Raw genomic sequence first — 18296 nt, 5'->3', positions numbered from 1 at the left:
GGGATCAGATGGCGATAGCGTCCGGACGATCGACTTCCTGCCGGTAGAGGGCGCACATCTCTCCGACGTCGCCATAGCCGATCAGTTCACCGCCCTTCATGAACATCGCCTTGTTGCACCATTGCCGGATGATCTCTTCCGAATGTGATGCGAGGACCAGGATCTTGGAACGCTCCACGAAGCGCTCCATGCGATTGCGCGCCTTGGTCACGAACGTCGCGTCGCCCGCCATCATCCATTCGTCGAGGAGCAGGATGTCGGGCTCGATGGCGGTGGCGATGGCGAAGGCCAGCCGCAGCAGCATGCCGGAGGAATAGGTCCGCGTCGGCATGTCGAGATAGTCGCCGAGTTCGGTAAATTCGGCGATCTCCGGGGCGAGCGCATCGATCTCCTGGGCGGTCATGCCGAGATAGCGGCCGCGCAGACGGATGTTTTCGCGCCCGCTGATGTCGTGGTTCATGCCGAGGCTGAGGTCGAGCAGGGCCATGACCCGGCCTTCCGTATAGACCGAACCGCGCGTCGGCTCGTAGATCTCCGCGATCGCGCGCAACAGCGTGGTCTTGCCGGCCCCGTTCGGGCCGATCAGCGCGACGCGATCACCCGCCGCCATGTCGACGGTGATGTCCGACAGGGCGCGTACGACCGGCGCGGCGCGTGCGCCCGTCAGGATCTTGCCCCCGGTCGCGCGCGCGAGCACCGTTTTCTTGAAGGACCGATGGCCGGCATGCATGATCGGGAATTCGATCGACAACTGCTCGAGCTGCACAAGGGACATTGGTCAGATCCAGTAGACAATCTGCTTACGCGCACGCACGAACAGCCAGGTAGTCGCCGCCCCTCCCACGACCAGGCACAGCAGCGCCATCGCGGCGACCTTCCAGCTGATCAGCTCGGACAGCAACGGCGCCCGCAGCAGCTGGATCAATGCGTAGAACGGGTTCAGGTCGACCACCCAGGACGGCGCATGCTGGGTCGCAGGATTCCAGATGATCGGCGTCACGAAGAAGCTGAGCTGGATGATGCTCCCGACAATCTGCGTGACGTCGCGAAACCGCGCGCAAACGATCGACAGGAAAAGCGCTATCCAGAACATGTTGAGGAGCAACAGGATCGCGCCGGGGAAGACCAGCAGCATATTGGCGCTTAGGTGCAGATCGCAATACCAGAATACAATAATGTAAACAGGTAGCGTATGCAGGAAAATAATGAAATTTCGCGCAACGATCTGGAAAATGAACAAGGTTCGAGGCAGCTTGACCTGCTTCATCACCGAAGCGTTGTCGAGCATCGCGCGGCAGGATTCGTTGATGACGCCCGTCAGGAAGCCCCAGATCAGCAAGCCTACCGCCATGAAAGGCAGGTATTTCTTTATTTCGAGGTTGAACAGTGACGCGTAGAGCGGACCGAGCCCGAAGATGAACACGCCGGAGCTGATCGTCAGCCAGAACGGCCCGATCAGCGAACCGCGATAGCGCTGGAGGATGTCGCTCCACGCCAGGGTCATCCAGAAGGATGTCGAGCGCAGGGACGCCGCGAGATCCGCGAGAGCCAAAGCGTTGAGCGTCGGGTAGCTGCGCCGTTCCATCACATCATGAGCCAGTGTTCGTCTCGGCCGTCCGTCGGCCGCTTAAGGCGAGCCCTCCATGTCCCGGAGCCCGAAGCCTCGTCCAGTTCGCTCGATATGCCGGCCTTCAAGCATGGAACGGCCGAGTCTGTCCAGAGCGGGCAGCTGCGGTACGCGGGCGTGTCTCTAGCCGAGCCCGTAGTCGCTGGCGAGCACCTTGCGCACGCCTTCGACGAGCGAGGTCTTGGGCTTCCAGCCGGTCTTGCCGAGGAACAGGCCGGCATCCAGCGTCTTGTAGGACGCGCCCTTGAAGGTTCCTGGCGGATAGGTGATCTCAGCCTGCCAGCCAAGCGCCTCGACCACCGCCCGGGCCGACTGGTCGATCGTCACGGGGGCGTTCGACGAGCAGTTCAGCATCTGATTGTCGAACGTCGCATCGGCGGCGAAGATCGCCTCGATCTGGTCGTCGACATAAAGCAGGTCGCGTACCGTGTCGGGCTCGCCCCAGACCGTGAACGCCGTCGCGCCGCCGCGCATCTCCTTCACGGCCCGGTCGATCATGCCCGTCATGAAATGCGTCCGTTCGGGCGCCTTGTGATCCTGCGGGCCATAGACCGTGGCCAGGAACAGATGGAGATAGCGAAGGCCGTATTGCGAGGCGTAGGTTTCGCTGCCGACGGCCAGAAGCTGCTTGGCCAGGCCATAGCCGCGCACGCTGGGATGCATCGGCCCCGACTGGAACTCGCCTTCGACGATCGGCTTGTCGCTTTCCGGAAACGCGCAGGAGCTGCCGGTCGAGATCAGCTTGGCCTGGGGCTGGTGCAGCCGCCAGGCCTCGAGGACGTTCAGATGGATGCGGGCGTTGATCGCGATCAGCTCGCCCTGGATGCCGTATTGAATCTGCCCGGTGCGCTGGCGCGTGACCAGATGGAGAATCCGGGCGGCCTTCGGCGCTTCGGCGAAAACACGCTGCGAAACGGCTGGGTCGCTCAAATCGCCGGCATCTCGGCCGATCGCGTGAAAGGGCAGGCCACGCTCGCCCATGTAGCGCGCGAAATTGCGACCGAGGAAGCCGTCGCTGCCGAGAATGATGGTGAGATCATCCCTAGGACTTGAAGCCATGGCGCAGCCACTCCTCGCGATACCATTCCACGGTCGGCTTCATGCCCGCCTCGAGGGTGGTGAATTCCAGCCCGAGGGCTTCCCGGACACGCTGGGATGTCGAGATCCGCTTGGCAGGACCGAAGGCGCCCGGTGCGCCGGCCTCGATCGGCTTCGTGGAGCCCGCGACCCTCAGCACTGTCTCGGCCAGCGTCTGCAGCGTCGTCGTGGCGCCGGTGCAGAGATTGTAGGTTTCGTTGCGCCCGCGCCAGGCCAGGGACCGCACGAACGCCTCGGCGACGTCGCCGACATAGGTGAAGTCCCGCTCGACCATGGGATCGCCCTTGATCGCGAAGACCGGATCGTCGTTCAGCGCCTTCATCACGAAGGCCGGCGCGACATGGGCCTTGGTCAGCGTCACGCTGTCATAGGCGCCATAGGGATTCGAGAGACGGAAGACGACGCTGTTGACGCCGAAGCGCTGCGCATAGAGGCCCGCGAGAATCTCGGCCCAGCGTTTCGACCAGGCGTAGAACGCCTCGTTGGCATTGGGCGCGGCATTCAGGTCGACGGGAACCGCATCGTCCATGACCGGCAAGCCGGCCTCGTAGACGGCGACCGAGCTGGCGAGGCGAACTTCACGGATCTTCCGCTCTGCGCAGAAATGGTAGACGCGCGTATTCAGGTCGACATTGTTCAGGACGATGTCGCTCTGAGCCAGGTCGAAACGGCTCGAATCGTAGCGAAACGCGCCGACATGGATCACCGCCGTGTCGGCTGGCAGTTCCGGCAGCGAGGACAGCTCCGCAAGCGGGACGACGCGGCTGCAGCCGGGAACCGAGCGCGATTGCCCGGTCACTCCGATCAGCGTCTCGACGCGGCCAGCGAGCGCCTGAGCGATATGGCGGCCGACGAAGCCGCTCGCGCCGAACAGCACGACGGCGGCGGGCAGGGTGCTCATGACGCCGCTTGGTCTTTCAGAGCGTCTTTGCCGATCACCTGCAGCTTCGGCACGGGGACGATGAACTCGCCGCCATCTGCGAAATAGGCCTGCTCCTTGGCGATGAACTCCGACAGGAAGTTCCAGGCGAGCACCAGATAGGCATCCGGCCGCTTCTCGCCCTCGGCGATGATCGGGATGCGCGATCCCGGCATCATGTAGCCGACCTTCATCGGGTTCTTCTCGGTCGCCTGCTGCACGAGCTCGGGGCCGATACCGAAGCTGTTGACCAGGGTCGCGCCTTTGGCCGGCGCACCATAGGCGTAGACGCTCTTGCCTTCGCCCTTGTAGCGCTTGAGCAGGGCGACGAGTTCGTCGCGCAGCTTCCAGACATTGTTCGCGAAGGCCTCGTAGGTCTCGAACTCGCCGAACTTCTTGGCCGCCTCGTCTTCGCGCATGGCGATGACCGACTTGCCGACCGGGCGCTTGCCCTTCGGCGCGACATGGATCTCCAGCGAGCCGCCATGGATGTCGACGACGCCCGCCTCGAAGACTTCGAGCCCGTGCTGGGCGAAGAGCGCCTCGATGGATCGCAGCGTGTAATAGACGAGATGCTCGTGATAGACCTGATCGAAGGCAAGGTTCTCGAGCATGCCGCCGAGATAGATCGCCTGCACGACGAAGACGCCATCGTCGGTGAGAAGCTTCTTCACGCCCTTGATGACGCTGTGCAGCTCCTCGAGATGGAAGAACACGCCGGCGGCGGTGACGAGCGACGCCTTGCCTTCCTTCGCCACGATCTCCTCGGCCGTGGTCTCGTTGAAGAACCGGGCCCAGGTCGGCACGCCGCGCTTCAGCGCCAGCTCGACGACATTGGCCGCCGGGTCGATGCCGAGCACGCGCAGCCCCAGCGGCTGGTATTGGGCCAGCCAGGAACCATCATTGGAGCCGATGTCGACGACCAGTTCGCCGGGCTTCAGCCCATAGGTCGCGGTCAGCCGCTCAGCCGTCTCCTTGAAATGCGCCACCAGCGTCTTGGTCGTGCCGGAGACATAAGGATAGTCGGTGAACATGCTCTCCTTGGGGATCGTATGGTCGATCTGAACAAGGGTGCAGGCCCGGCAGAAGCCGACCCGAAGCGGATAATAGGGCTCGCGCTGGCCGGCGAGCGCCGGCGGAATCAGGCGATTGCAATGCGGCTGGTCACCAAGATCCAGAAACATCTCGACATCGGTCGACCCACAGCTGCGGCAGGCGATTCCTAGTTTCGTCATCGGTCTAGCTTCATCCATTCATGCGATTCATAACTTTCCGCTCCGTCTTCGGGCGGAATCAAGTGCTCCAGGACCACCAATGCTGCTCGTGGCGGTTGTCATTGAAGATGTCGTAGTGCGGGGTCTGAGCGAGGCCAAGCGCGGCACGGTCTTCGCTTTGCCAGCCCTTAGCGTCGAGCAGAGTACGTAGCGTGCCCCACTGGCGAACGCGCCGGCGCAGTTGCAGGTCGAGAGCATCCATTCTCTCCACGGCGGAGAGCAGGCGGCCGCTGGCATGCTGCGCCGCGCGGGCGAAATCCGGGGTCTCGCCGCGCCGCTGCAGATAGGCGGCCGTCGCGGAGGCGAGATCGAAATCGGTGCTGTAATGCCCGCAGAACGATTTGCGATAGCTCAGGGACTGGCGAAAAAGCTCCACGGCTTCCGCCACCGGATGGGCGTCGTAGCTATAGGCGACGCCCGCCTCCGTGCGGTGCAGGTACCAGGCGCGGAGATCCTCGATCTCGGCGCGCGGGTTCTGCGTGGTCCGCTCCTCCGGATAGTTGTTGAAGACCCCGAGACGCTTCGGCACGTGCAGCGTCTTGATATGGGTCAGCAGCCGGCCCTTGAACTCGGTGTCGCCGGCAGCCCGGAAATTCTCGTCGTAATAGCCGAAGCGGTCGTGGATGCTCTTGCGATAGAGCCCCGCGACCCAGCTGAGATAGCAGGTCTCGAGCCTGACCAGGCCGGGATTGTAGCCCGTCCGATCATAGACCATCACGTCATGGTCGAAGACGCCGGCCTTGTCGACTTCGGTCACGATCGAATCCGCCATGGCCCAGTCGACTTGCGGATTGGCATCCAGCGCCTTGGCCAATTCGGCAAGGCAATCCGGATGCATGCCCTCGTCGGCACCGAGGAAGGTGAGATAGGGAGCACGCGCAAGCTTGATGCCGCGGTTCCAGGCGGCCTGGATGGTCTCGCGCGCGGCCGAGCGGGCGAAGACGATCGGGAGCGCGCTCTGAGCCGCATAGGCCTTGAAGACGTCGTATTCCCGCGTCGGCGAGTTGCTGTCGACCAGCACGACCTCGACGCGGCCCTCCCGGGCGTAGGACTGGGCCGCGATATTGTCCAGCAGCGTCCGTAGCTTGGTCTCCGCATTATAGAGCGAGACGATGACCGAAACGCGCGGGGCGCCGTCAGCCGGCCGGAGGTCGTCGAGAATGGCCAGCGGCAGATCCGGCTTGGAGAGATTGCGGCGGTATTGCTCGTCCAGCAGCGCGCGCGAACGCTCGAAGACGTCGTCTCCGGGCGCGAACATCGCCTCGGCAGCTTCGGCCTCGCGCAGATAGCCGGCGCTGCGCAGCGCTCCGGTCACGAAGTCCAGATCACCGAACTTGTCGCCCCCCATCCAGCGCATGGCGCGCAAACAGTAGGTCGCGGCGATGACGTCGTTGTCGCGCTTGCGCTCCAGACGGGCCATGTCGCGGAAGACCTGGACGCGCGCGACACGGATATGGCCGAGCTCGGCCGAGACCCGTTCGAGCTTGTGCGTGACTTCCTTCCGGGATCGCTCGGGAAGCGTCAGCAACTGGGCGCGTGTCGCTTCGACGGCCGCCGCCGACCGGATCTGCGCGACGCTCGACTGCTCGAGACCACGATGCTTGACCAGGTTGTTGCTCAAGACCTTGTACACGGGCCGCAATGATGGCCGCCACTGCCGGGCCTCCCGCAGCGCACCCTTGACGGTCCGCAACTGGGCCTTGACCTGGCGCAAGCTCGCCTTGGCACCGGGCGACAGATTTCGGCCCACTGCGCGCTTCGTCCGATAGACGACCCCGTTCTCGTTGGGCCGGCGCGGTTTGTTGAAGCTGTCGAAGCGATGACGGATTTCGGCGACACTCTGGATCGCGGACTGATCGCGTGGGCCGAACGGCTCATACATTGCGGCAAGATCGGCGGTGTCGACTTTCGACGGAGCCTTGCTGAGAGAGGCGACGACCCGCTCGCGCAAGCCGTCGTAGTCGTCCAGGCCCGCGCGAATGCGCGCCGCCGCGGAACGGCTGCAATCGATGTCGATCACCAGTTCGGAGAGGGCCGGATGGTGCTTGCCGAGCCACTGGGCAGCACCCGCGCGACCTGAAACGAATGTCGGGCAGCCGAGACGCAGGGCTTCCAGCGCGACCAGGTTGAATTGGTCGTAGCGGGACGGCAGCACCACGACACTTCGATCGAGGAACAACTGCGTCAAATCGGCCGGAGTTCTGTGCTGTTCGTAGTCGAGATCGATCTGGCGCAGCCGCTTCATCATGTCGAGCGTCGGCTGCGAGCCGATGCCGCTGCCGCCGGTCGACTCCGATCCGATCACCATCGCCTTGTTGAACGATGCCGGATCCAGGCACCAGACGATGTCAGCGAAGAGATCCGGCCCCTTGCGGCGCTCGCGGCGGCCGATGAATGCGACGTCCGGCCGCCTACCATTGCGCGGAGCCATGACCGGCGCCAGCCCGCCCGTGATATGAAGCGGATCGATCAGGCGCGATGCGATGCCGGACCGGGCGTGCCATTCCTCTGCGTAAGCCTCGCTCAGCGCGTAGCGGACATCGGCACTGCGGAACTGGAGATGCTCCCTCGCCCGCAACTCGGCCTGCTTGCGGCTCGGAATGGAGCCGTGCGGCCAGATGTCGGACAAAGCGCTCGAGATCGTTCCGTGCAAAGCCAGGGCATGGACCCCGACGCGAATGCCCTGCGCCTCCAGCGCCCCGCTGATGAACAGACCGACCGTGTCGTAGTCAGGCGTGTCGACGACATCGAAGGCTGTGTTGCCCAGGCTGCGCTGGACCGAGGACGCGTAATGCCACGCGTTGAGATAGCTCCAGTAGAAGTGCTGAACTTCCGACGGCAGCAGTTTCATATCACCCGTATGGAACTGCTCGTAGCGTATCCCGATGGCATTGGCCGGGCGTGGCGCATCGGCGGGCTCACGTCTGAGAAAATAGAAGTATGTGTTGTCCGGACGCTGCTGGATCAGCTTGCGGTAGGCCGACTGACCACCGCCGACGGTGTCGTACAGGTCGCTTTCGACGATGAGCACGCGCTGACCACGCCCTGGCAGCGTCTGGAACGCTGGCGTGATCGCCTGACCAACCTCGACTGTCTCGCGCCTTGTCATTCCGCTCGCTTCACTTTTACAGCATTGGGCAGATATGCCCGGACAGGCTGAGTGACATCGGACGGCGCCGGCAGCCCCATTCCGGACGCCGGGCCTTGTGACGCGCCTCTCGCGACAATGCAAGCCCGGCGGCCGAAGGATGAGTGCCGGCCAAACTCGCCGCGGCCGCCATACACGGCGTGGCCCGGCGGGGGGCGGTCAGTTTTGCAGGATCGCCGAACCCTGCCTGTCCATGTCGATCGGGATCAGGAACGCCTTCTGCATTCTCTCGTTGAACGCGGCCCTGCGCTCGGGCGGAATGACCATCAGCAGGAAGCCACCCCCGCCCGCTCCGCAGAGCTTGCCGCCATAGGCTCCGGCCTCGATCGCGGCATCATAGAGTTCGTTGATCTCGGGCGTCGAAACCTTGGTCGAAAGGCTGCGCTTGATCATCCAGCCCTCGTGCATCATGGCGCCGAACGTCGCGAGCATCCGCTCCGGATCGGAGCCTTCGAGCACCTCGACCGCCTGCGTTGTCAACGCCAGAAGCTCACCGAGCTCGCGGTCGACCTTGCGCTCGCGCGTCGCCTCGATCTGCTCCTTCACCGTGGCCGAGGCCGAACGCTGGATGCCCGTATAGATCAGGACGAGGGAGGACAGCAGCATGTTCTGACTGTCGGAATGCATCTGGACGGGCGATATGCGAATCCGGCCATCGACGAAATCGAAGCGGTTGAGCCCGCCGAAGGCCGCATGCAGCTGGTCCTGGACACCGACGCTGTCGCTGAGCAGCTCGCGCTCGGCGTGGATGGCGGCAAGCCCCAGATCGAGCCGGGTCATCTGCTCGGCCTTCAGTGCCTTGACCAGATTGATCAAGCCGACCGTGAAGGCCGACGAGCTTCCGAGGCCGCTGCTGGCCGGAAGATCGGCAATCACACTCATATCGAGTGCCTCGTCGACCTTATAGTACTTCAACACCTCGCGAATGACCGGATGCTGAATATCCTCGATCCGGGTTGTATTTTCCAGGCGGCTGTAGCTCAGTCGATACTTGTAATCGATAAAGGTCGCGAGACGCAGCGCGCTGATATAGATATACTTATTGATCGCCATACCGACGACCGCGCCCGGAAAACGGGAAAAGTACTCGGGATAGTCGGTGCCGCCGCCGAAGAAACTGACGCGCAATGGGGTTCGCGAGGTGATGAGCATTGTGCGTTCCTGGCACGGCGGCGCGCCTCCATGCGGGAGGCGCCTTGTCCCGAGGCCCCGAGATCAGACGTTCGAGAATTTGCTGTTCCGGATCATGCGATAGCCGCGGATCAGCTCCTGGATGCCGGCGTCCAGCGAATGGTCCGGGCTCCAGCCCGAAGCTTCGATCTTGGCGTTCGAGACAATGTAGTCGCGCTTGTCCGGATCCTCACCGATCGGCGATTCCAGATAGGAGAACTCGGGGATGAAGCGCTTGATGCGCTCGCAGAGCTCCAGCTTCGACAGGTTCGCATCGGACAGGCCGACGTTGAAAGCGTTGTTGTTGAGCTTGTCGTAATTCGCCAGCATGTGACGAAACGCCTTCGAGACGTCGCGCACATGAATGTAGTTGCGCTTGAAATTACCCTCGAAGATCACGACGGCACGGTCGGTGACCGCACGATAGGTGAAATCGTTAACGAGCAGATCGACGCGCATGCGCGGCGCCATGCCGAACACCGTGGCGAGGCGCAAGGTGATGCCGTTGCCGTTGTCGAGAACGGCCTTCTCCGCATCGCACTTCGTCGTCCCGTAGAGCGAGATCGGGTTGAGCGGCGTCTCCTCGGTGCACATCTCGCCCTTGGTGCCGACCCCATAACCCGAGTTCGTCGTCGGATAGACGATCCGCTGGCTTGGGCTGAGGAGCTTCACGGCCAAGCGCACGGCATCGAGATTGGTCGTCACCGCGCCGATCGGATCCTGCTTGCACAGCGGTGCACCAACTAATGCAGCGAGCGGAATCACCACGTCGGCGCGCGCGACCAGCGACTTCATCACGGACTCGTCGCGGGCGTCGCCCCGCACCGGCTCGAAATTGGGATCGGCACAAAGCTGGGCCAGCACGGTGTCGTTGCGGTTATAGGTATCGAGCGCAATGACCTGGTGCCCCTCGCGAAGCAGATCGGGTATCAGGATGCAGCCAATGTAGCCGGCTGCACCGGTCACCAGAATACGCTGTGCCATCTTGAAAAAAGCCCCGCTCGGAATCGTTTCGGGCCGCCATTGTTTCTGGAAGCGTATGGCGAGCAGTGGCTCTTTAGACAAACTGGGAAAGCACCACAACCCCTTCCGCCGCCGTCGCCGCGCTCCCCTTGACGCTGCGGTCGAAGGCCGATTAAACCACGCCTGCCCGGCGGACCGGCCGTATTCGGGGCCCACGCGAAAGCTCAAATCTTGAGTATATTGTCCTATCTGGAAGAGTCGCGCCGTGTCATAGCGGCCAGCGAAACCCACCCCGGCATCGCCCGCGCCGACGCGGCCGTCGCGATCATCAGCGAAGCGCTCTCCGCTGGCAAGCCGCTGCTCGTCTGCGGCAATGGCGGCTCGGCTTCGGACGCGATGCACATCACCGGCGAACTGGTCGGCCGCTTCTTGAAAGAGCGCAAGGCCCTGAACTGCATCTGCCTGTCGAGCAACCCGAGCGTCCTGACCGCTTGGTCGAACGATTATTCCTTCGAGACCGTGTTCTCCCGCCAGGTCGAGGCGTACGGGCAAGAGGGAGGCGTTGTCCTCGGCATCAGCACGTCCGGTAATTCCGCCAACATCGTCAAAGCGTTCGAGACTGCCCGCGCTCTCGGCATGAAGACGGTCGCCCTGACCGGACAAGGGGGCGGCGCCATGGCCGCCCATAGCGACGTCCTGATCGACGTGCCGTCGCGTTCAACGCCGCTGATCCAGCAGGTCCACATCGTCCTGTACCACTATATCTGCGAGCACGTTGAAACCGCCACGATGGGACGCTGACGCTGCCCTCCCTTCCGCAACAGAGCGCCGCCCAGAACGCGCCGATCGACGATGTGACCGCCGTCGTCCTGGCCGGCGGGCAAGGCACCCGTATCCGCTCGCTCTTTCCGGATGTTCCGAAACCTCTGATCCCGGTGGCCGGCCGGCCCTTCCTGGATTGGCTGACCCTCTATCTGGCAGCTGCGGGACTGCGTTCCTTCGTCTATTCCACCGGATACAAGGGCAGTCAGATCGACGACTGGTGCCGCGGCGACGCGTTTCCCGGCTGCCGGCGCATCAGCGTCCAGGAGCGTGAGGCGCTGGGCACCGGCGGTGGGCTGCTGAACTGTCTCGACGAAGCCAGCGACTGGATTCTCGTCGCCAACGGCGACGGGGTCTGCATGACCGGCATCGACCGGTTGCTGGCCTTGCGGCTCGTGCCAGGGGTCGATGGCGGACTGATCGGCGTCCATGTGCCGGACACGTCGGCCTATGGCAGCCTCGACAGCGACGACGACGGCAAGCTGGTGCGGTTTCGCGAGAAGCAGCCTGGTACCGGCTACGTCAACAGCGGCATCTATCTGTTTCGCAAAGCCGCGCTGATGCCGCTGCGACGGCAGGGAGCCTCGAGTCTCGAGCGGGACCTGATTCCGGAGATGCTCGCGGCCGGCCGCAATCTCCAGGTCGTGCATTGCGCGCAAGCGCCCTTCATCGACATCGGCACTCCCGAAGCGATGATGCGTGCCAATGACTTCGTCACGACCCATCTCGCCCATTTGGCACCCTGTTGAGAAGGGCACAGCCGGACGCGTGGCCGGCGACGCCCCCGAAAAGGCCGGGATGAAGAGCGCTATCTGGTATTGGGGTACAGGCGGGGCGGGATCGCGCGTGATGATGCGGATCGCGGACCGCCTCTCCGACGCCTACGGCGCCGGAGCGGTCGCGCTGTTGATGCATGCGCAAAGCGATTTCGTCGATGCGGCGCGCCAGCGCGGCCACCGTGTCTTCACCGTTGGCGGGGCGGCGGGACATCGCGCCAAATTGGGGCTTTTGCTGGCGGCGCCCCGGCGTGCAGGCCAATTGCTCGCCGCGCTGCTGCGTCACCGCCCCAAGGTGGTCATCATCCCGATGAACTTCGCCCTGGCGTGCCCGCTGGCCTTGCTTGTCAGAGCCCTGGGGGGCCGGCTGGTCTATGTCGTCCACGACGCGGAGCCCCACTCCGGCGATTTCGCGCCGGCCTATCAGCGCGCGACGCAGCGCTGGCTGGTCGGCCAGGCGCATGCGGTCGTGGCGATGTCGCAAGGCGTCGCAGCGCGCATGCGTGAGCTTCACCCGGAACTGCCCGCTGACGCGATCGATGTCGTGCCGCTCCACATGTTGGCGCGGGAGCCGCGACGCGGCGGACGTCCGAACCCGGAAGGACCGCTGCGTCTCCTGTTCATGGGGCGGCTGCTGCCCTACAAGGGCCTCGACCTGTTGGCGCAGGCGCTTTCACAGCTTTCACAGCGAACAGACTGGCGGCTGACCATTGCCGGCGACGGTCCCGAGCGAGAGCAGGTGCAACGCTGGTTCGGCGGTATGCCGCAGGTCGATCTCACGCGCCTGAGACCTTTCGAGGAAGCCGAGGTCGAAGAGTTGATCGACAGCCATGACATCATGCTCTGCCCCTATCGCGACGCCAGCCAGTCCGGCTCCGTGGCGGAGGCGCTCTATGGCGCGATGCCGAGCCTGGTGACGCCGTCGGGCGCTCTCGCCGAGCAGATCGGTTACGGTGCGGCGGGCTGGATCGCAGCGGCTGCGACTCCCGAGGCGATCGCAGCAACGGTCGCCGATTGTCTCGACAACCGCGACACCTACGCTGCGCGCTCGGCATCGACGGCCGCTTTTGCCCGGGCCGAGCTGGCCTTCAACGCGTGGCCAGCCATTCTCGCCAAAGCGACCGCTTGATTCAGACGCATGACGCGGCGCTTTCCACAGACTATGTACGAAAATCCGGCAGCAGGAATCGCATAGTGAGTTTCGAGGGATTGATCGACGGCGTCGGGCTTTGGGCCGAAAGCCCGACGCGGCGTGAACTCGCGGGACGACCGGCGCTGTTTCTCGATCGCGACGGCGTCATCGTCGAGGAAACCCACTATCTTTCGCGCGCCGAGGACATGGTCATGATTCCCGGCGTCGCGGAGGCTATCGCCAAGGCCAATGCCCGCGAGATTCCCGTGATCGTCGTGACGAATCAGGCCGGGATTGCGCGCGGATATTACGGCTGGGAGGATTTCGCCAAGGTCCAATCAGCCATCGTCGCCGCGCTGGCTGCGGCCGGGGCGAGCTTGGACGTCGTTCTGGCCTGCGGCTATCACGGGGTCGGAGCGGGCCCCCTTGCCGTAGCGGACCATGCCTGGCGGAAGCCGAATTGCGGCATGCTCGACTATGCTTCCGAGCGCCACGGCATTGATCTGGGCCGGTCCTGGATCGTCGGCGACAAGGTTTCGGATCTTGAGGCCGGGTTGAAAGCTGGTTTGGCCGGCGGTTTCCTGGTCAAGACTGGGCATGGCGAAGCCGAAGCCCGATCGATGCCCTTGTTGCGGGCGCCGTTTCTGGACGGCACGTTTGCTGCCGCCGTGCGCGACAACGCCGGCATCGCTATTGGCGAACTTCTGCACGATCATCGACTTGGATAGAAATTCCGAGTTCCGCGACATGCCATGCTCCAATGTGAATTTGCGAATGGGGAACAATCTGGAGTTGTTTCCAGTTGCGCGCCCGAAGTGCGCTCCGGTTCAATAGGCCTTCGCCGATGTCCCTGAAGGGCAAAGCCCGCCTCCTGATCGTCGACCAGTCGCTTCGCGACATGGTCGGCCATCACTTCGAATATGATCTCGCGGTCGGTGACAGCGCGGCTGAGCATGGCCTGTCGGCCTCCGTGCTGGCCCATGCGAGCTTCAAGGACCAGGCGCTTTTCGGCGACATGCCGGCAACGCCCTGGTTCACGCAGACCTATTACAGCGTCGATCGGTCCAGGAGCGTCCAGCTTGCGCGCGGCCTGTTGCAGAAGCTCCCGATATCGCTGCGCGCGCCGCTCATCCGGGTGGGCGTCTCGGTGCTCGGTCGCCTGAGGGCCAGGCAAGGAGCAACCTTGCCAGCAAAGACGATGCCCCTGCCGGCTTTCGGCGCTGAACTTGGGCGATATCTCGATGCCCAAGGCTTCGGATCGCAGGACCATGTCCTGATTCACACGATCAACATGTCCGAGCTGCATTCGGCCATGGCAGCATTCGCGACTGTCGAAGGCGGACCGATGCTGCATGTCGTGCTACGGCGCGACGCCGATGAGCCCGGCATCCGCTCGGGCCCGTGGGGCGGGGCGCCGGGCGCGTTCGAGCGCCTCGCCGCCGCACCCGCGCTGGCCCGGCGCATCGCGTTCTATACGGACAGCGCGGGGCTGGCCCGGCAGTATGGCGAGATGGCACCCGATCTGCTCTTCCGGGTGCTGCCCGTTCCCTATCCCGCTCCCGCAGGTCACCCGGTCGGCCGGTCGCGCCAAGCCGGCCCGCTCCGGCTGACCTATGTCGGCGATGCCCGCGTCGAAAAGGGATACGATCATCTGCCGCAGCTCATGAGCGAGCTCGGCGAGACGCTGATCGACGGGCGGACGGCCAGGCTAGTCGCTCAATCCAATGCCGCCATGAGTCTGGAGGACGATGTCATCGCCCGAGCGCGCGCTGCCTTAAAGCGATATCCGACCACTCAGGTCGAGCTGCTGACACAGGTGCTCGCCGTCGACGAGTTCAATACGCTGCTGTCGGATGCCGATATCGTCATCCTGCCTTATGACGCCCAGAACTATCGCAACCGCAGCTCGGGCATCCTTGTGCAGGCGATCGCAGCCGGAAAGCCGGTCGTGATCCCATCCCGCACCTGGCTGTCGGACACTGCGCCCGCCGGAACCAATGTCCAGTTCGATACCCCGAAGCACTTGGGCCAGGCCGTTGCGACCGCGATCCGGTCCTTCGACGCCCTTTCGGAGGCTGCGGTGCGAAACGCTCCGGCATGGCGCGCCTTCCACAATGGCTCGAATCTCGTCGGCATCCTGAAGAACGCGCTCGAAACGGCTGGCCGGGATACGTGACGGAGATCGGTCTCAGCGAATCGCCCGCGCCAGGAAAGCCCCGCGCCAGGGTCGCCATCATATTTCCCGCGCAGCATCTGCGCGATGCGGCGGGAGCCGCAGAAGTCCTCCGCCAGCAACATGAATGGCTGGCCGAGCAAGGCTATGCCAGCCATCTCGTGCTGACCGCGCCGAGCCTGTCGCCTTTGCGAAGCTGGCGCTCCGAGCAAGCCGAACAGGCGCTTTCGCAGGCGCGGGCACTTGGCTTCGACAAGATCACCGTGGTTGGGCTGGGCTGGCGACGCCCCCGCCGGTGGAGCGCGATCCTGCGGCTCGCGATCGCTGTCCTGCGGCAAGACTGGTCCCTGGATACCGATCTTGCGACCTCGGACGTGCTCGATACGCAAGCTATCCGGCTCGGGTTGCGAAACGAGACCGATTTCGTCATCTGCAATTATTTGTCGGGCATATCGGTGGCCAACGATCTGGCGCCCCCGGAACGGCAGCTGCTCATCCTCCATGACTGGATCGACACGGCACCATCGCCCGCCATCGCGCAGATCCTGCGGGAGGATCGCGGCAGAATCGCGCTGAACGCCGAGGAAGCAGAGCGGATCACGCTCGCGGCGCCGGAGCACCCGTGTCTTGTCGGCATCCCCGTGAGGCTCTCCAGGGATGTCGCGGCCGCGCTTCAGCTTCGACCGTTGCACCTCGCGGATGCGCTTGCCGCATCCGGCCCGGAGGCGCGGGCTGCGGCACAAACTCCAGCGACAGCCTCCCTAGAGGGCAGCCAGGCTGTCGACCTTCTGTTCGTCGGCGGCGCGCATGGTCCCAACCGGGAAGGCATCACCGCGTTCGTGCGCGATTGCTTCGGTCCTTTCCTGTCCGCTCGCGGCATCAATCTCGTCATTGCCGGCGCCGTCGGGCAGCATCTCGACCTCGCCCCGCTTCCCGGTCTCCACATCGTCGGACGAGTCCGGGATCTGAGGCCACTTTACGATGCGGCCCGTCTCGTGATCGTGCCGCTACTCACCGGCACCGGAATCTCGATCAAGACGCTGGAAGCCATTGGCATGGACAAGCCGGTTCTCGCCACGCCCGTTGGCCTGCGCGGGTTGGGAGACGCCGCGGATCTCGCCCATCCGCCCCCGTTCGACCAAAGCTGGGCCAACCAGATACTCGAACTCCTCGAAAGCCCCGAACATCTCGAACGGAACCGGGCGAAGCTGAAACGTCTGGCGCGCGGACAGTCGCTCGGCGAGGCCCTGGCGAAGGCCTTTGCCTCGGTTTCTCGCTGAACGGGCGATGCCAAGGCGCTCGCCAGGAGCGACTATGGCGGGTACCTACTCACCCCGACCCGGACAACAGACCATCGTCGAAGCGATCGACATCCTGAGCCGAGATCAGCGTGGCATTCGGCGCCCACAGGATGATCGCGTTCGAGGATCCAGGATGGTCGCCGAAAGACAGTCCAGTCTGACAGTCATCGATGCGTGGAACGGATCAGATGATTTTCCTTGGCATGAGCGCGATCGATGCCACGAATGCCGCTTCGCCGATGATGAGCTTGCGCCTTTGTCGCACACTGGAGGGGGAATGCGATGAGACGCAAGCTGGTCGTTTTCGGTACTGGCCAGATCGCGGAGGTCGTCGCCTTCTATTTCGATCGTGATAGCGAATACGAGATCGTTGCCTTCACAGTCGATAGCGCGCTCTTTGCCGGAAGCTGGAATCGTCGAAACACCAGGCCAGAAAGAAGATGAAATCGGCCAGATCACAGATCAGCCTGATCTGGGGCGCAGGCAGGGTGCCCCAGCGCTCAATCGCCTGGCGCTGACGGCGTCGCCGCCCAGGCTGGTCAACGTTGAAATCGCTTCTTCAATCGTTCTAGACATGCGTGGGCCCGTCAGTGGTGGCTCAGCCAATCAGCAGGGTTTCTATCGGCAGGGTTTCCGCGCGACATAGCCGGACGTTATGCTATCTGCCTGTCAAAGCGGCAAAAAGTACCGAGAGAGCAGCAAGATGAATAACAAGTCCGCTTTTGCCGAGCCATATCGCGCCCGCGCTGCCACATCCAAGATCCCATTCGGGCGCCCCGCTATCGTCGGCAATGAGCTGGGCTATATAGCCGAGGCAATCGCAAATGGAACGATTGCGGGCGGGGGCCCCTTCATGCAGCGTTGCGAGAAGTGGCTCGAGCAGCATCTGCCCGCGCGCCGCGCCTTGATGACGCATTCCTGCACGGCGGCGCTCGAGATGGCGGCCATGTTGTCAGGTGTCGGACCGGGCGACGAAGTGATCATGCCGTCCTTCACGTTTTCGGCAACGGCGACGGCCTTCGTGCTGCGCGGCGCCACGCCTGTCTTCGTCGACATCAGGCGGGACACGCTGAACATCAACGAAAACCTGATCGAAGCCGCCATCACGCCCAGGACACGTGCCGTCGTGCCGGTGCATTATGCCGGCCTCGCTTGTGAGATGGACACGATTCTCGCCATCGCCGCGCGCCACAAGCTGCTCGTCGTTGAGGATGCCGCGCAGGCGCACCTGTCTTTCTACAAGGGGCGGGCATTGGGAACCATTGGCGATCTGGGCTGCCTGTCGTTCCACGAAACCAAGAACGTCATCTCCGGTGAGGGCGGCGCGCTGATCGTCAACAATGAGCGCTTTCTGGAGCGCGCCGAGATCATTCGCGAGAAAGGCACCGATCGCAGCCGGTTTTTCCGCGGCCAGGTCGACAAGTACACATGGCAGGATATCGGATCGTCCTACTGCCCGGGCGAGATCGTCAGTGCGTTTCTTTTCGCGCAGCTCGAGCATGTCGAGGCCATCTGTGCCCGCCGCCGCGCCCTGTACGATCTCTATCGTGAGCACCTGCAGTTGCTGGCCAAGCGCGGCGATATCGTGATTCCCGAGGCGACAGGGACCGATGCCAATGGCCACATCTTCTGGCTCTTGCTCAAGGACGAGCCTACGCGGGCCGCACTCATCAAGCATCTGGCGGCCCATGATATCAACGCCGTGTTTCACTATATCCCGCTGCATTCGGCACCGGCTGGCCGCAAGTTCGGCCGGACCGATGGTGATCTGGCCGTGACCGATTCCGTCAGCAATTCGCTGCTGCGGCTGCCGCTCTATCTTGAGCTCACCGCTGACGACGTAAACCGCATCGTCGACACGATCAGTGGCTTCTTCGGGCAAAAATCCTGATC

General features: G+C 63.7%; 16 protein-coding genes. 8 read left to right on the top strand and 8 right to left on the bottom strand.

Annotation, left to right across the window (positions count from 1 at the left end; genetic code table 11):
• Positions 1-4: 4 nt before the first annotated feature.
• From BMZ21_RS05320 to BMZ21_RS05285, 8 genes are all read right to left on the bottom strand, one after another.
• Positions 5-775 carry an ABC transporter ATP-binding protein gene (locus BMZ21_RS05320; RefSeq protein WP_091830408.1) on the bottom strand — a complete coding sequence of 257 codons (771 nt, stop codon included), beginning with the start codon at positions 773-775 and terminating at the stop codon, positions 5-7.
• 3 nt (positions 776-778) lie between these two features.
• Positions 779-1585, bottom strand: coding sequence for an ABC transporter permease (locus BMZ21_RS05315; protein ID WP_091830406.1), 807 nt, complete (start codon positions 1583-1585; stop codon positions 779-781).
• A gap of 165 nt (positions 1586-1750) precedes the next feature.
• Positions 1751-2686, bottom strand: coding sequence for an NAD-dependent epimerase/dehydratase family protein (locus BMZ21_RS05310; protein ID WP_091830404.1), 936 nt, complete (start codon positions 2684-2686; stop codon positions 1751-1753).
• Positions 2670-3626: an NAD-dependent epimerase/dehydratase family protein gene (locus tag BMZ21_RS05305; protein WP_091830402.1), complete on the bottom strand. Its 957-nt coding sequence runs from the start codon at positions 3624-3626 to the stop codon at positions 2670-2672. The genes BMZ21_RS05310 and BMZ21_RS05305 overlap by 17 nt, the downstream gene beginning before the upstream one ends.
• Entirely contained in the window at positions 3623-4879 is a 1257-nt protein-coding gene (locus tag BMZ21_RS05300; protein ID WP_244543697.1) for a class I SAM-dependent methyltransferase, read from the bottom strand. Before BMZ21_RS05300 ends, BMZ21_RS05305 begins: the two co-directional genes overlap by 4 nt.
• Before the next feature lie 58 nt (positions 4880-4937).
• Positions 4938-8027, bottom strand: coding sequence for a glycosyltransferase (locus BMZ21_RS05295; RefSeq protein WP_091830400.1), 3090 nt, complete (start codon positions 8025-8027; stop codon positions 4938-4940).
• Between the two features lie 198 nt (positions 8028-8225).
• Entirely contained in the window at positions 8226-9218 is a 993-nt protein-coding gene (locus tag BMZ21_RS05290; RefSeq protein ID WP_091830397.1) for a GHMP family kinase ATP-binding protein, read from the bottom strand.
• A gap of 63 nt (positions 9219-9281) precedes the next feature.
• Complete coding sequence (locus tag BMZ21_RS05285) at positions 9282-10415, bottom strand: NAD-dependent epimerase/dehydratase family protein (RefSeq protein ID WP_244543696.1); 1134 nt, start codon at positions 10413-10415, stop codon at positions 9282-9284.
• Positions 10416-10439: 24 nt separating this feature from the next.
• Between BMZ21_RS05285 and BMZ21_RS05280 the strand changes: the two genes are divergently transcribed.
• From BMZ21_RS05280 to rffA, 8 genes are all read left to right on the top strand, one after another.
• Entirely contained in the window at positions 10440-11000 is a 561-nt protein-coding gene (locus tag BMZ21_RS05280; protein ID WP_244543695.1) for a D-sedoheptulose-7-phosphate isomerase, read from the top strand.
• A gap of 53 nt (positions 11001-11053) precedes the next feature.
• The gene (locus BMZ21_RS05275; protein WP_167561533.1) at positions 11054-11770 is read left to right on the top strand and encodes a sugar phosphate nucleotidyltransferase; all 717 of its coding nucleotides are present in this window, start codon (positions 11054-11056) and stop codon (positions 11768-11770) included.
• Positions 11771-11870: 100 nt separating this feature from the next.
• The gene (locus tag BMZ21_RS05270; protein WP_167561532.1) at positions 11871-12926 is read left to right on the top strand and encodes a glycosyltransferase family 4 protein; all 1056 of its coding nucleotides are present in this window, start codon (positions 11871-11873) and stop codon (positions 12924-12926) included.
• Between the two features lie 65 nt (positions 12927-12991).
• Positions 12992-13657 carry a D-glycero-alpha-D-manno-heptose-1,7-bisphosphate 7-phosphatase gene (locus BMZ21_RS05265; protein WP_167561531.1) on the top strand — a complete coding sequence of 222 codons (666 nt, stop codon included), beginning with the start codon at positions 12992-12994 and terminating at the stop codon, positions 13655-13657.
• A gap of 116 nt (positions 13658-13773) precedes the next feature.
• A complete protein-coding gene (locus tag BMZ21_RS05260; RefSeq protein ID WP_091830385.1) occupies positions 13774-15105 on the top strand; it encodes a glycosyltransferase family protein in 1332 nt (443 codons plus the stop codon).
• Positions 15102-16382: a glycosyltransferase gene (locus BMZ21_RS05255; RefSeq protein ID WP_167561530.1), complete on the top strand. Its 1281-nt coding sequence runs from the start codon at positions 15102-15104 to the stop codon at positions 16380-16382. Before BMZ21_RS05260 ends, BMZ21_RS05255 begins: the two co-directional genes overlap by 4 nt.
• Positions 16383-16685: 303 nt before the next feature.
• Positions 16686-16847 (top strand): hypothetical protein, encoded by a 162-nt coding sequence (locus BMZ21_RS30245; RefSeq protein WP_167561529.1) that lies wholly within the window; start codon positions 16686-16688, stop codon positions 16845-16847.
• Positions 16848-17106: 259 nt separating this feature from the next.
• Positions 17107-18294 carry a dTDP-4-amino-4,6-dideoxygalactose transaminase gene (gene rffA, locus BMZ21_RS05250; protein WP_091830381.1) on the top strand — a complete coding sequence of 396 codons (1188 nt, stop codon included), beginning with the start codon at positions 17107-17109 and terminating at the stop codon, positions 18292-18294.
• Positions 18295-18296: the final 2 nt, after the last annotated feature.

The sequence above is a fragment of the Allobosea lupini genome (assembly GCF_900109525.1).
GTDB lineage: Bacteria > Pseudomonadota > Alphaproteobacteria > Rhizobiales > Beijerinckiaceae > Allobosea > Allobosea lupini.
This window is presented reverse-complemented; position numbering and strand designations above follow the sequence as displayed.

Coding starts and splice junctions, on each gene's coding strand:
- BMZ21_RS05320 (WP_091830408.1), bottom strand. CDS start 775: ATGTCCCTTGTGCAGCTCGAGCAGTTGTCGATCGAATTCCCGATCATG.
- BMZ21_RS05315 (WP_091830406.1), bottom strand. CDS start 1,585: ATGGAACGGCGCAGCTACCCGACGCTCAACGCTTTGGCTCTCGCGGAT.
- BMZ21_RS05310 (WP_091830404.1), bottom strand. CDS start 2,686: ATGGCTTCAAGTCCTAGGGATGATCTCACCATCATTCTCGGCAGCGAC.
- BMZ21_RS05305 (WP_091830402.1), bottom strand. CDS start 3,626: ATGAGCACCCTGCCCGCCGCCGTCGTGCTGTTCGGCGCGAGCGGCTTC.
- BMZ21_RS05300 (WP_244543697.1), bottom strand. CDS start 4,879: ATGACGAAACTAGGAATCGCCTGCCGCAGCTGTGGGTCGACCGATGTC.
- BMZ21_RS05295 (WP_091830400.1), bottom strand. CDS start 8,027: ATGACAAGGCGCGAGACAGTCGAGGTTGGTCAGGCGATCACGCCAGCG.
- BMZ21_RS05290 (WP_091830397.1), bottom strand. CDS start 9,218: ATGCTCATCACCTCGCGAACCCCATTGCGCGTCAGTTTCTTCGGCGGC.
- BMZ21_RS05270 (WP_167561532.1), top strand. CDS start 11,871: ATGATGCGGATCGCGGACCGCCTCTCCGACGCCTACGGCGCCGGAGCG.
- BMZ21_RS05260 (WP_091830385.1), top strand. CDS start 13,774: ATGTCCCTGAAGGGCAAAGCCCGCCTCCTGATCGTCGACCAGTCGCTT.
- BMZ21_RS30245 (WP_167561529.1), top strand. CDS start 16,686: ATGAGACGCAAGCTGGTCGTTTTCGGTACTGGCCAGATCGCGGAGGTC.
- rffA (WP_091830381.1), top strand. CDS start 17,107: ATGAATAACAAGTCCGCTTTTGCCGAGCCATATCGCGCCCGCGCTGCC.